At 38.3% G+C, this 12,398-nt stretch carries 13 protein-coding genes; 7 read left to right on the top strand and 6 right to left on the bottom strand.

Features of this window, described 5'->3' with window-relative positions; all coding sequences use genetic code 11:
* The first annotated feature begins 4 nt into the window (after positions 1 to 4).
* Entirely contained in the window at positions 5 to 2,083 is a 2,079-nt protein-coding gene (gene ppk1, locus SOI81_RS12720) for a polyphosphate kinase 1 (protein ID WP_016141905.1), read from the top strand.
* A gap of 59 nt (positions 2,084 to 2,142) precedes the next feature.
* Here ppk1 and SOI81_RS12715 read toward each other — a convergent pair whose 3' ends face one another.
* Positions 2,143 to 2,271, bottom strand: a complete 129-nt coding sequence (locus SOI81_RS12715; RefSeq protein ID WP_224993132.1) for a hypothetical protein — start codon at positions 2,269 to 2,271, stop codon at positions 2,143 to 2,145.
* Positions 2,272 to 2,328: 57 nt separating this feature from the next.
* Here SOI81_RS12715 and SOI81_RS12710 point away from each other — a divergent pair, with 57 nt between their 5' ends.
* On the top strand, positions 2,329 to 2,919 hold the full coding sequence (locus tag SOI81_RS12710) for an SPOR domain-containing protein (RefSeq protein WP_057106034.1): 591 nt from the start codon (positions 2,329 to 2,331) through the stop codon (positions 2,917 to 2,919).
* A gap of 29 nt (positions 2,920 to 2,948) precedes the next feature.
* Here the strand turns inward: SOI81_RS12710 and oxyR are convergent, their stop codons facing one another.
* The 4 genes from oxyR to rubA all read right to left on the bottom strand — a co-directional run bounded on the left by oxyR (position 2,949) and on the right by rubA (position 6,301).
* A complete protein-coding gene (gene oxyR, locus SOI81_RS12705) occupies positions 2,949 to 3,857 on the bottom strand; it encodes a LysR family transcriptional regulator OxyR (RefSeq protein WP_016144631.1) in 909 nt (302 codons plus the stop codon).
* Positions 3,858 to 3,863: 6 nt separating this feature from the next.
* Positions 3,864 to 4,808, bottom strand: a complete 945-nt coding sequence (gene estB, locus SOI81_RS12700) for an esterase EstB (RefSeq protein ID WP_016141902.1) — start codon at positions 4,806 to 4,808, stop codon at positions 3,864 to 3,866.
* A 52-nt stretch (positions 4,809 to 4,860) separates the two neighbouring features.
* Complete coding sequence (rubB, locus tag SOI81_RS12695; RefSeq protein WP_239975564.1) at positions 4,861 to 6,042, bottom strand: rubredoxin reductase RubB; 1,182 nt, start codon at positions 6,040 to 6,042, stop codon at positions 4,861 to 4,863.
* A 94-nt stretch (positions 6,043 to 6,136) separates the two neighbouring features.
* On the bottom strand, positions 6,137 to 6,301 hold the full coding sequence (gene rubA, locus SOI81_RS12690) for a rubredoxin RubA (RefSeq protein WP_000760495.1): 165 nt from the start codon (positions 6,299 to 6,301) through the stop codon (positions 6,137 to 6,139).
* Positions 6,302 to 6,746: 445 nt separating this feature from the next.
* Here rubA and SOI81_RS12685 point away from each other — a divergent pair, with 445 nt between their 5' ends.
* Positions 6,747 to 7,187 carry an SRPBCC family protein gene (locus SOI81_RS12685; protein ID WP_224993134.1) on the top strand — a complete coding sequence of 147 codons (441 nt, stop codon included), beginning with the start codon at positions 6,747 to 6,749 and terminating at the stop codon, positions 7,185 to 7,187.
* Positions 7,188 to 7,202: 15 nt separating this feature from the next.
* Here the strand turns inward: SOI81_RS12685 and SOI81_RS12680 are convergent, their stop codons facing one another.
* On the bottom strand, positions 7,203 to 7,691 hold the full coding sequence (locus SOI81_RS12680; protein ID WP_016141899.1) for a YqiA/YcfP family alpha/beta fold hydrolase: 489 nt from the start codon (positions 7,689 to 7,691) through the stop codon (positions 7,203 to 7,205).
* Between the two features lie 256 nt (positions 7,692 to 7,947).
* Here SOI81_RS12680 and lysS point away from each other — a divergent pair, with 256 nt between their 5' ends.
* The 4 genes from lysS (at position 7,948) to cysD (ending at position 12,389) form a co-directional block, all read left to right on the top strand.
* Positions 7,948 to 9,477, top strand: a complete 1,530-nt coding sequence (gene lysS, locus SOI81_RS12675) for a lysine--tRNA ligase (RefSeq protein ID WP_002117806.1) — start codon at positions 7,948 to 7,950, stop codon at positions 9,475 to 9,477.
* Between the two features lie 185 nt (positions 9,478 to 9,662).
* Positions 9,663 to 11,105 carry a capsule assembly Wzi family protein gene (locus SOI81_RS12670; RefSeq protein WP_239975565.1) on the top strand — a complete coding sequence of 481 codons (1,443 nt, stop codon included), beginning with the start codon at positions 9,663 to 9,665 and terminating at the stop codon, positions 11,103 to 11,105.
* Positions 11,106 to 11,356: 251 nt separating this feature from the next.
* Positions 11,357 to 11,488 carry a hypothetical protein gene (locus tag SOI81_RS12665; protein ID WP_081401316.1) on the top strand — a complete coding sequence of 44 codons (132 nt, stop codon included), beginning with the start codon at positions 11,357 to 11,359 and terminating at the stop codon, positions 11,486 to 11,488.
* On the top strand, positions 11,481 to 12,389 hold the full coding sequence (cysD, locus tag SOI81_RS12660; protein ID WP_000140408.1) for a sulfate adenylyltransferase subunit CysD: 909 nt from the start codon (positions 11,481 to 11,483) through the stop codon (positions 12,387 to 12,389). Before SOI81_RS12665 ends, cysD begins: the two co-directional genes overlap by 8 nt.
* The last annotated feature ends 9 nt before the right edge of the window (positions 12,390 to 12,398 follow it).

The following is a 12,398-nucleotide window of genomic DNA, read 5'->3' as shown; positions in this document are numbered from 1 at the left end:
AGACATGAATACAGCGATTACACCGACGACCCCAACAGAATATAGTTATAATGACCGTTATATAAATCGTGAATTGTCTATTCTTGACTTCCATTTGCGTGTATTGGAGCAAGCGGTAGACCCTTTACATCCATTACTTGAGCGAATGAATTTCTTGCTTATTTTTTCACGCAATCTCGATGAATTCTTTGAAATTCGTGTTGCGGGGGTAATGGAGCAATTTTCTCTAGGCAATGAAAGTCGTAGCCCTGATGGATTGACGCCACGACAAGTCCTACAAAAAATCTCTGAAACTGCTCATGCTGCGATTGAACGTCAATATCGTATTTTAAATGAGGAAATCTTACCTAAGTTACGTGAAGAAGATATTTGCTTCCTCCGTCGTGGTGAGTTAACGCCAGCACAGTCGGCTTGGATTAAGAAATATTTCCAAGAGCAAGTTGCACCTGTATTAACGCCAATTAGCTTAGATCCAGCGCATCCGTTCCCACGTCTCGTCAATAAAAGCTTGAACTTTATTGTGACATTAGAAGGTAAAGATGCTTTCGGTCGTCAAATTGATTTAGCTGTGGTACCAGCACCACGTTCATTACCTCGCGTGGTTCGACTGCCAGATGAGTTAACAGGTGGTAAAGAACATCACGTTATGCTATCTGCCATTATCCATGAGCATGTGTCAGATTTATTCCCTGGAATGACTGCAACTGGTTGTTATCAATTCCGTGTTACACGTAATGCTGACTTGGCATTAAATGAAGATGTTGAAGATTTAGCAAAAGCTTTAAAAGGTGAATTAAGTTCTCGACGTTTCGGTCGTGCGGTTCGCTTAGAAGTGACTCATAACTGTCCACAGCATATTTATGAGTACTTATTGGAAGAATTTGATTTAACCGATGAGCAATTATACAAAGTTGATGGTCCTGTAAACTTGGCTCGTTTGGTTTCAAATTTTAAACGCCCTCATTTGCGTTATGACTCGCATACGCCGGTTGTGCCTAAAGTGTTTAAAAAGACCGAGAGCATTTTCTCTGCAATGCAGAAGCAAGACATTTTGCTTCATCATCCATTTGAATCTTTCGCTCCCGTCATTCAGCTACTTCGTGAATCTGCTCGCGATCCCCAAGTGTTGGCAATCAAGCAAACACTTTACCGTAGTGGCGCTGATTCTGAAATTGTACAGATTTTGGCGGAAGCTGCGCGTAATGGAAAAGAAGTGACTGCAGTGATTGAATTGCGCGCTCGCTTTGATGAAGAGTCCAATATTGAAGTAGCGAACGTTTTACAAGAAGCGGGGGCTGTCGTTGTTTACGGTATCGTAGGTTATAAAACTCACGCCAAAATGATTATGGTGGTACGCCGTGAAAACAACAAACTGGTGCGTTATGTTCATTTAGGAACAGGTAACTACCATGCGATGAATGCTCGAATTTATACCGATTATGGTCTCATGACGACTGATAAAGATCTGTGTGAAGACGTGCACCGCATATTCCAAGAACTCACAGGTATGGGCAAAATGGCGAAATTGAAAAAGCTATTACATGCGCCATTTACCTTACATGCTCAGCTCATCAACTTCATTGATGAAGAAATTGCCAATGCTAAGGCTGGGCGTAAAGCTCAAATTATTGTGAAAGTGAATGCCTTAACGGAAGTTCAATTGATCAATAAATTATATGAAGCATCTCAAGCAGGTGTTCAGATTGACCTGATTATTCGTTCTATTTGCTGTTTACGTCCGGGTTTACCTAACTTATCAGAAAATATTCGTGTACGTTCAATTGTAGGACGTTTCCTTGAGCATACTCGCGTTTATTACTTTAGTAATAATGGGGATGCACGTATTTACTGCTCAAGCGCAGACTGGATGGATCGCAATTTATTTAACCGCGTTGAAGCATGTTTCCCTGTTGAAGATCCTGCATTGAAAAAGCGTATTTATCAACAAGGACTCGTGAACTATTTGCAAGATAATCAGCAAGCTTGGTTATTGCAGTCAGATGGTACTTGGGTACGTGCTGAGCCAGCAGAAGGTGAAAAACTACATAATGCTCAAAGAGCACTATTAGAAATTATTAAATAATGAACTTTAAACTCTCATTAAAAAGCCGACATTTTGTCGGCTTTTTAATTCACTGAAATTCAATCTAATTTAGTTAGTATTTCTAAATGGTTGTTGGGTAAACGATAATAATTTGAAGCACAGCAAGATGTTTTTAAAATATGTGATTTTTGGCATAAAACATTGAATTTTAAAAATATACAAATCATGTGAAATCTACTTTAATACGCCGCATTAAATATACTTAACTTTGGTAAATGAATAAGATGCAATGCTTTATTAGAAGTTTACTTTTTAAAATACTTTTGGGGATAATGCCAGTGACCGCTTACGCAGAGCAGAAGTGTTATGGGGATATCATCGTCTTTCAAAGATTTAATGACCAAGCCATATATCCTTATTTTGTCCCAGCTTCTAATGATAAAAATAAAAAAAGTGAAGTAAAGAATAAAGCAATAATTATCCAGAAAAGAAAACAAAAGCAAGATGAGTTTTTAGCTCAAAAGAAAACTGAAGATGTTCACACAAAGAAGTTAGAAGAAAATAAAAATTCTGAAAATAAAAAACAACTTGATGCTGCAATCGCTAAAGAAATTTTAGAAAATGGTGAAAAAAAGTGGATGGTACAGGTTGCATTAGCAGCTAATCAAAATAAAGCAAATCGGGTTCAATCTCAGCTTGAAGCAAAAGGCTATAAGGTTGTCACTAGTCCAACCACTAAAGGAATACGAGTTATGATAGACCCAGCCAATGATTATGCTATCGCACAAATTATTAGAGAAAAAATTATTGCCGATAATAGTTTGAATATGCCGTCTGCTTGGGTGTTTAAGTGGGCATCGCTTACAGCTCAGTAAAACAAAAAGGAGTCCGAAGACTCCTTTTTTTATTCATGTAAGTTTGTCGTTATTTTCTGCATAATTTGCAGTAACACGTCGAATTCACTTTGTAGCGGTGTGCTTTTACGAGTAACTAATGCTAAAGTCCGACTCGGGGCATCTTCAATTGGTTTTGCAGTAATTTGATCATTAAACTTGATCATACTGTTATCAATTGCAATTTCTGGTAAAAGCGTAAAGCCTAAATCAGAAGAAACCATTTCCACCAAAGTTGGTAAAGAGCTTGCTTTTAAACGGTTGTCGTTTTTACGTTCACCGATAGGGCAGGCACTTAAAACGTGGTCACGTAAACAGTGGCCTTCTTCAAGCAAAATTAATCTTGATAAATCAAGATCATCTAAAGAGTTTGCTTGTAAAGCATTTGCATCTTGTTTACTACACACAAGGTACAAGTTTTCTTTCGAAATTTCAGCGACTTTTAGGCCTCTAGTATCAAATGGTAGAGCAAGAACAATCATGTCTAGATTACCGTGCTCTAGACGCTCCACAATTTTTTCACTTTGAGCTTCGTGCAGATGCAATTGAATTTTAGGTAACTGCTGATGCACTTCATCAAGTAACCGTGTCAAGATAAAAGGCGCAATGGTTGGGATAACGCCCAAATGCAAATCACCTGTTAACGGTTCACTCATTTCACGGCTCAAACGCATTAAATCTTGAGCATCTGCTAGTAGTACACGGGCACGAGCAACGACTTGTTCACCCAAGGGTGTTAAACGCACATTCTGACGGTCACGCTCTACCAGAACGCCACCTAACAATCGTTCAAGCTCCATGATGCCGCCTGATAACGTCGATTGCGTGACAAAAGAGCGGCGTGCTGCTTCAGTAAAATGCAAAGTTTCCGACAACGTAACTAAATATGATAGCTGTCTTAGTGAGGGTAATGCAGCCATAGTGTCCTAGTATGATGATTTAAAATGATGCGCAAATAAACCGCTAAGCTGTGGAATAAAATGTGCAGGGATATCATGCCCCATTCCATCAATTAATTCAAACTTAGCACCGGAAATTGCTTTTGCTACAGCCTTACCATGACTAGGTGGAAGTAAGCGATCACGAGAGCCATGTAAGACTAACGCAGGTTGCTTAATTTCACGGTCCAGTTGAAGTAAGGAGCCTGTACATAATATTGCTAAAAACTGTTGAAGTACACCAGCAGGATAATAGCTACGTTGATAAAGTTTACGTGCAGTTTGCATTGCTTCAATCTGGTTGACGTAACCAGGTGAACCAATCAATTGAAATAATTTTAAACTGTGATTAACAATACCATCTTCGTCACGTGACTCGGGTTTGCCAATTAAACTCAAAAGTTGTTTCGGAAAAGGGGGAGGTAAAAAAGGCTGATTATTACTGGTAAACATGAGCCCCAATTTCTCAACCTTTTCAGGATATTTTGCTGCAAGAATTTGAGCGATCATCCCACCCATCGATGCGCCAATGACATGGGTTTTAGTCACACCTAAACGATCAATGAGCATGGATACGTCATCTGCCATATCATGCAGTGTATACGGTGCGCCTTGATTACTTAACCCGAGTGCAAAGCGGCCCATTAACTTAACCGTATTTAATCGCTTACCTTCATGACGTACTTTTGAAGAAAGGCCGATATCACGGTTATCAAAACGAATAACACGAAAACCTTGGTCAATGAGTGATTTACAGAAGAAATCCGGCCAAAAAAGCATTTGAGCCCCAAGACCCATAATGAGCAAAATGGTTGGATGTTCCGGCTTTCCACCCACTTCTACATGTAGCTCAATACCATTGCCTAAATTGACTTTGGTTTCTTGCATGAAAGATGTATACGGCGAAACGTTAAACTGTAAGGCGCTATTCATGTTATTCATTCCTTAAAGGAATACTCACAAAAGAGTATCCCTGATTCAAACCTTATGCTTGGGCTGGAATAAGATCTGGAACAAGCTTTGTTAATGTTAAGCGTTGTTTACCTGCTGTTGCACCTAACAATACGAAACCACGCAATGTTCCTTCATTGTCAATTGCTTTAGCAAGCATACCATCGTCGAACTCTTCTGTTTCCCAGTTTACTTCTACATCAACTGGTGCCGGTAAAACGGTAAGTGGAGCCGCTGGAGTTTTTACTGCTACTGGCATAGCAGGGTAATGCACGGCAGTTTGTTGCCCACTGAGGGTTTTAGCAAGAGCACGAGCCTGCTGCATAATCGGCATTACATATGGAAGTAGGGTGCCATTTACTTCTGCACAATCGCCAATCGCATAAATATCGGCTTGATTTGTTTCAAGCAAACTATTGGTAATAATGCCACGGCTTGTTTGAATATCTGCGCTTTTAGCAAGTGAAATATTTGGCTGTAACCCAATGGCTGAAAGAATGATGTCAGCAACTAAAGTTTGGCCGTTCGCGAGCGTAACTGCATAATCTTCGCCATTATTAATTTTGCTGACTTTTTCAACGGTTGTACCTAACGCAAATTTAACACCAGCTTCTTCGAGGTTTTGCTGGAATGCAGAAGCAATATGACTTGGCAATAAGCGGCCTAATGGTTGAGGTGCTAAATCAATAACAGTAATGTCATATTCACTGTGAAGTAAGTCATTGGCAAATTCACAACCAATTAAACCGGCACCTAAAATAACAACACGTTTGTCTTTACGTTGAGCTAGATTTTCACGGAAAGCACGGTAATCAATGAGTGAGTTCACAACATGGATGTCATCACTACCATCACCCGCAATTGCAAGTCGAATTGGATTAGCACCAACCGCTAAAATCAGTTTTGAATAGGGTTGATTTGAAGTTACTCCATCTTTCTCAAGAACAAGCTCATGACGTTCAGCTAAAATTTCTTTTACAAAAGTGAAAGGCTCAATACGCATATTGAGTTGAGTACCCATTTTAGCAGCATCACCCAAAGCAATTTGTTCAGGTGCTTTTTTACCTGCAAATGCATTTGATAATGTTGGCTTTGCATAATTCACTGCATCATCCGCACAAATCATCACAAGTTCTTGCTCTGGGCTAAGCTTACGAAACTCACGTGCTAAGGTATAACCCGCCATGCCTGATCCGATAATGACGATAGGATGCATTTTTCTCTCCAGAGTTAGAATTGTTTATTTAATACGGTGATTGGTAATATTCGTAAAAAAGACCATGTCAATCATGGCCTTTTAATTTAAATCATTAGATTTCGATCATTTCGAAGTCAGCTTTTGAAACGCCGCAATCAGGGCAAGTCCAGTCATCAGGGATATCTTCCCATTTTGTTCCAGCTGCAATGCCGTCTTGTGGCCAACCTTCTGCTTCATCGTAAATCCATCCACAAACGATACATTGATATTTTTTCATGAGACTCTCCGCACTGATAAGTTTGCTTAAAGCTGCCTTTCAGTAAAACTATTCCATCTATTAATAATGTAACCACGATCCGGTCAATAATAACCAATGTGCCTTTGATCGGATATCAAATTTTTACGCAGTTCTACATTTAATGTAAAGCAAATAAGGGAGTTTAATCATTCGTAAGCAAAGATGAATGGCAGGTTAGGACAAATAAGCGGTTATTTAGGCAAAACTTCAACATAAACTAATAATAAGTAATGCATTCTTAACGTTAATTTTAAACTTGCTTTTACTTATGGACGTGCTGAAAAATAAAAAGTGCCTGATCATTTAAAAGATTTATATAATAACAACGCTAAATAACAACAAATAAAAAGTCAACAGATGTCATTATTAAACGCGAAAATTAAAAGTCGATATCATAAAACGGAAAAAATCAGGGAAGTAAAATATGGAAAATTTAGAATACGAAGTAGAAATTGAAGCGCCTATAGAGAAAGTATGGGAATTACTTTGGAATAGCGAAACATATAATGCTTGGACAAAATTTTTTGCCCCGGATTCCTCAATGCGTACCGATTGGCAAATCGGTGGTAAAACTTATTTCTTAGATGGCGAAGGCAATGGCATGGTTTCCACTATTGAAGAATTGAAAAAGCCGGAAATCTTGATTTTTAAACATTTAGGAATGATTAAGGACGGTAAGGAAGATTTAGAAAGTGAAGAAGTCAAAGGCTGGAGTGGTTCATTAGAAAAATATTTTTTGAGTCAACACGATAATGTAACTACTTTAAAAGTCGAATTAGCCACCTTACCTGAATATATGGGTATGTTGAAAAGTGGCTTCGTTCAAGGTTTTGAGGTAATCAAGAAATTAGCAGAAGAAAAGTAAGCTATCTGCATTAATTTAAGCCAAATATTTTTTATAAATTTTCATAATCAAATCATTGATACGAGAAGGGTAAGCCAAACGATGATGTCCGCCCTCAAACGTTTCAATATTCATGTAAGGTGCAAGTTTTTGTTGAACCTGATACATATCAAGTTGCTCATCTCCTAATTCTAAATAGGCCATTTTAGGATTAGAGAGGGTGAGCTCTTCTTCTGACAGTTGAGGGTAGTCAGATCGAAAACTCGGCGTAAGACTTGGATTCGCTACAATCACAGCTAATTTATGTTGAGCGGCAGTTTTTAAGGCCCAATACCCTCCAAGGCTGTGGCCAACCAGTAAATCCGGTTTGATGGTTTGAATAGCCTGATGATAAAAGTACTCAACAGACGCATAACTTAAGTTACGGTAATCAACATCAATACAAAACTTATGTGGATGCAAAATGGCGTGGAACTTTGTCGATTCACGAGAAGAATCCAAGCCATGTAAAAATAGAATTTTCATTATTTACGACACAATCTCATTGATAAAATAAAAGGCAAATAGGGCCTTTGAATATCGAGGTTATTTGGATTTTTTTATATTTTACTAAATGCTTTAAAAAATGATCTTAGCGATTGGTCTAAGTCATTTTGCCTTTAAAAAGTACTGCTCGTTTCCATAAATTGTCTTTTTTCATTTTTGTTTGATTGAAATCATTCGAAAAACTCCTGCAATCTGTTAAGCTATGCCACTTCATTTTTACTTAATCGAGGCAGAGATGACGCAACAAAACGCTCAATCGACTTCTGAACCAACTATTTCCGAAAACGATTTAATTGCACAGCGTCATGCCAAATTAAAGCAAATCCAAGATGTTGCGAAGGAAACTGGAAAGAGCCCTTGGCCGAACACTTTTAAGCGTGAACATTACGCTGCTGATCTACAAGAACAATTTAAAGATCAGTCGAAAGAACAAATTGAAAGCGCTGAGCATGTCTATGTAAAAGTGGCTGGTCGTGTCATGTTAAACCGTGGTTCTTTCATGGTAATCCAAGATATGACAGGTCGTATTCAGTTATATGTTGACCGTAAAGGTTTACCAAAAGATATTCTTGAAACCATTAAAGGTTTGGATCTTGGTGACATCATTGCTGCCGAAGGTTATATCGGACGTTCAGGCAAAGGGGACTTATATGTTCACCTTGAAGGTTTTGAACTGCTTACAAAATCTCTTCGTCCGTTACCAGATAAATTTCATGGCTTAAATGACACAGAAGTTAAGTACCGTAAACGTTACCTTGACTTAATTGTGAATGAAGAAACACGTAAAACTTTTGAAATTCGTGCCAAAGTTGTTGCAGGTATTCGAGCATTTTTAAACAATGAACGTTTCATGGAAGTTGAAACGCCAATGATGCATGTGATTCCGGGTGGTGCTTCTGCACGTCCATTCGAAACACATCATAATGCTTTGGATATGCCTTTATTCTTGCGTATTGCACCTGAGCTTTATTTGAAGCGTTTAGTTGTTGGTGGTTTCGAACGTGTTTTTGAAATCAACCGTAACTTCCGTAATGAAGGGGTATCAACACGTCATAACCCTGAATTTACGATGATCGAGTTTTATCAGGCGTATGCTGATTATAAAGACTTAATGGCATTGACTGAAAATATGCTTGAAAAGTTGGCTTTGGATATTCTAGGTACAACTGATGTTCCTTACCAAGGTGAAGTGTTTAGCTTTAAAGGTCCATTCAAGAAAATCTCTATGTTCGATGCGATTTTAGAGAATAATCCGCAGTTCACGCCTGAAAATGTAGGTGACCGCGAGTTTCTTGCAAAATTTATCCGTGAAGAGTTAAAAGAAGAAGTTAAACCTGGTTTTGGTTTAGGTAAGCTTCAAACGATCGTATTTGAAGAAACTGTTGAGACTAAACTTCGTCAACCAACATTTATTACTGATTATCCAGCGGAAACATCTCCATTGGCTCGCCGTAATGATGACAATCCACATGTTACAGATCGTTTTGAATTTTTCATCGGTGGTCGTGAATTAGCAAATGGCTTTAGCGAGTTAAATGACCCGATTGATCAGGCTGAACGTTTCCAAGCTCAGGTAGCGGAAAAAGACGCAGGTGATGACGAAGCAATGCATTATGATGCAGAGTTTGTAGAAGCGCTTGAATATGGTTTACCTCCAACAGCAGGTGAAGGTATCGGTATCGACCGTTTGGTTATGTTATTTGCTGACGCCCCAAGTATCCGCGATGTAATTTTATTCCCGCATATGCGCCGTAAAGAAGGTTAATCTTCTAAGGTACAAAAGGCAGTATTTATACTGCCTTTTTTATTACCTTTTATATCTAGAAACTTACCTACTTATACGTATCTTAAAATAGCGTTAAAAAATGTAATTGCACAGTTTAACAATTGCAAATTTGTGATAAAAAATTTAAGGTGTTGCTCATAAATAACTTTGAGAATTGTGCTGGCATGTTTCTAAAAAGAACACTTTCGATCGCAATATTGGCAACCGCTTCATCCGCTATTTTTGCACAAGGTTTAGTGCTAAATAATGAAGATTTACGTACTGACTTAAATTGGTTGAACCAACAAGGTGTTATTAATATCAGCACCTCAACTTGGCCATTAAGTGGTGATGAAATACAGCGAGCACTTTCTCAGGCAAAAGTATCTCATCCAGCTCAACAAAAAGTTATTAACTCAGTTCTTAATGCATTAAAAGCTGATAACAGCACAGTTAAAGTGGGTGCTTTTGCTGAAACTGATATAAAAAATATTCCTCAAGCATTTGGTGATAATCAAAAAGCTCAATATCAAGGTTCGTTAGAGTTTAATGCCGGTGGCGAAAACTGGGATGCAAAAATCCGTGTAAATGCAGAAAAAGATCCGCAAATTGATAATGGACAAGACGTTAATGTTGAAGGTTCATATGTCGCTGGTAAACTTTGGAATCAGTGGGTAGTTGCAGGTCAAATTCCAACGTGGTGGGGACCAGGACACGATGGCAGCTTAATTCGTGGTGATGCGAGTCGCCCAGTTTATGGTGTGACTGCACAACGTGCTGTACAAAATGCTTTTGAAACAAAATGGTTGTCTTGGATTGGACCTTGGCAATATCAAGCATTTGCTGGTCAATTAGATGATTATAAAGCAATTCCAGATGCTAAATTATTAGGTCTACGCATAACTGCACAGCCATTACCCTATTTAGAGCTAGGTGCTTCTCGAACTTTACAATGGGGTGGTGAAGGTCGCTCTGAAAGTTGGGATTCTTTATGGAATGCGATCAAGGGTAATGATAATGTTTATGACGCAGCTGAAGATAGATCTAACCAAATCGCAGGTTTTGATGCTCGTTTAAATCTACAATCTCTTATAAATACCCCTGTTGGCATTTATGGTCAATATGTAGGTGAAGATGAAGCTGGACTACTTCCTTCTAAGAAAATGTACTTAGCTGGTGTGGACTATTCGTCAAGCTACAATGATATGCCATATCAACTTTATGCAGAATGGGCGGACACACGAACCAATGGTGATGTAAAAGGCATTTCTTATAATCATTACATTTATAAAGATGGTTATTATCAACATGGTTTCCCGTTAGGACACGCGATGGGTGGTGACGGACAAATGTATTCAGTGGGTGGTGATATCCGCTTTGATGTCATGAACCGTTTAAGTGGTCGTGCTATGGTAGTTAAAGTTAACCAATCTAATTTAGCAATCAATAAAGCATTTCCTAAAGATGATGAAATTAAAGCACTTGATTTAACTTGGACGCATTTCATTAAACCTGATCTTCCATTAAAAATTAATGGTTGGGTAAGTGATTCTGATTTGGAAGGCAATGATGCAGGTGCCTCTATCGGTATTGAAATTCCATTAGAACGTAAAATGTTTGGTTTCTAAGATTAAATTATGTTTAAAAAGAGAAGCTTTAATGCTTCTCTTTTTTTATGGTTTTTTAGAGAAAATAAAGCCTAGAACGTAATTTGCTTAAGTTAATTGCGCAAGCTACGATTGTGAAGTTATGCAAGTGAATCAGCATATTATATGTATATGATTAAATCGAATATCAATATGAAAAAACAAGCAAAAGGAATCGGTTTTAAATCACTATAATGCATAACTAATGCTATAAGCCATATAAAGGCTTGTGGTTGGATTATTTATCACGAAAAATTGGAGTTGTTATGGCACTCGTTCCTCCACATGGTCTTCTAAGTGGTGGTTTAATACCACTTCTAGATTTTATGGGCAAAATGGATAGAGAAGGACGTGTTCATGACTGAATCAAGACTCACACATCTCAAGCAACTTGAAGCTGAAAGTATTCACATTATTCGTGAGGTTGCTGCGGAATTTGAAAACCCAGTCATGCTTTACTCGATTGGTAAAGACTCGGCTGTTATGCTTCATCTTGCTTTAAAAGCATTTTATCCGGCTAAACTTCCATTCCCATTATTACATGTAGATACGGGCTGGAAGTTTAAAGACATGATCGCGTTTCGCGATAACATGGCAAAAACTCATGGTTTTGACTTAATTGTTCATCAGAACAAAGAAGGTCGTGAAGCTGGAATCAACCCATTTGATCATGGTAGTTCAAAATATACCGATATTATGAAAACCCAAGCTTTAAAACAGGCTTTGGATAAATATCAATTTGATGCTGCTTTTGGTGGTGCGCGCCGTGATGAAGAAAAATCACGTGCGAAAGAGCGTGTGTATTCATTCCGTGATAGTAAACACCGTTGGGACCCTAAAAACCAGCGTCCTGAACTTTGGAACCTTTACAATGGTAAAGTGAATAAAGGTGAAAGTATTCGTGTATTCCCTTTATCTAACTGGACTGAGTTAGATATCTGGCAATATATCTATTTAGAAAATATTCAAATCGTTCCTCTTTATTTCTCTGCTGTTCGTCCAGTAGTAGAGCGTAGCGGTACGTTAATCATGGTTGATGATGAACGTATGCGTTTAAAAGAAGGTGAAGTTCCACAGATGAAGTCTGTACGTTTCCGTACGCTTGGCTGTTATCCATTGACTGGTGCAGTTGAGTCTGAAGCAGATACGTTACCTGAAATTATCCAAGAGATGCTTTTAGCCACGAGTTCTGAGCGTCAAGGTCGTATGATTGACCATGATGAAGCGGGCTCAATGGAAAAGAAAAAGCAAGAAGGCTATTTCTAAGACAATTTC

Origin of the sequence: Acinetobacter pittii, assembly GCF_034067285.1 — a bacterium.
In the GTDB taxonomy this organism is placed as follows: Bacteria; Pseudomonadota; Gammaproteobacteria; order Pseudomonadales; family Moraxellaceae; genus Acinetobacter; species Acinetobacter pittii_E.
The sequence above is the reverse complement of the archived record's forward strand: the minus strand, read 5'-3'. Positions and strand labels throughout refer to the sequence as shown.

What these genes read in the sequence shown, in the direction of transcription:
- ppk1 (WP_016141905.1), top strand. Translation starts at nt 5, where the DNA reads ATGAATACAGCGATTACACCGACGACCCCAACAGAATATAGTTATAAT.
- SOI81_RS12715 (WP_224993132.1), bottom strand. Translation starts at nt 2,271, where the DNA reads ATGATTTGTATATTTTTAAAATTCAATGTTTTATGCCAAAAATCACAT.
- SOI81_RS12710 (WP_057106034.1), top strand. Translation starts at nt 2,329, where the DNA reads ATGCAATGCTTTATTAGAAGTTTACTTTTTAAAATACTTTTGGGGATA.
- oxyR (WP_016144631.1), bottom strand. Translation starts at nt 3,857, where the DNA reads ATGGCTGCATTACCCTCACTAAGACAGCTATCATATTTAGTTACGTTG.
- estB (WP_016141902.1), bottom strand. Translation starts at nt 4,808, where the DNA reads ATGAATAGCGCCTTACAGTTTAACGTTTCGCCGTATACATCTTTCATG.
- rubB (WP_239975564.1), bottom strand. Translation starts at nt 6,042, where the DNA reads ATGCATCCTATCGTCATTATCGGATCAGGCATGGCGGGTTATACCTTA.
- rubA (WP_000760495.1), bottom strand. Translation starts at nt 6,301, where the DNA reads ATGAAAAAATATCAATGTATCGTTTGTGGATGGATTTACGATGAAGCA.
- SOI81_RS12685 (WP_224993134.1), top strand. Translation starts at nt 6,747, where the DNA reads ATGGAAAATTTAGAATACGAAGTAGAAATTGAAGCGCCTATAGAGAAA.
- SOI81_RS12680 (WP_016141899.1), bottom strand. Translation starts at nt 7,691, where the DNA reads ATGAAAATTCTATTTTTACATGGCTTGGATTCTTCTCGTGAATCGACA.
- lysS (WP_002117806.1), top strand. Translation starts at nt 7,948, where the DNA reads ATGACGCAACAAAACGCTCAATCGACTTCTGAACCAACTATTTCCGAA.
- SOI81_RS12670 (WP_239975565.1), top strand. Translation starts at nt 9,663, where the DNA reads ATGTTTCTAAAAAGAACACTTTCGATCGCAATATTGGCAACCGCTTCA.
- cysD (WP_000140408.1), top strand. Translation starts at nt 11,481, where the DNA reads ATGACTGAATCAAGACTCACACATCTCAAGCAACTTGAAGCTGAAAGT.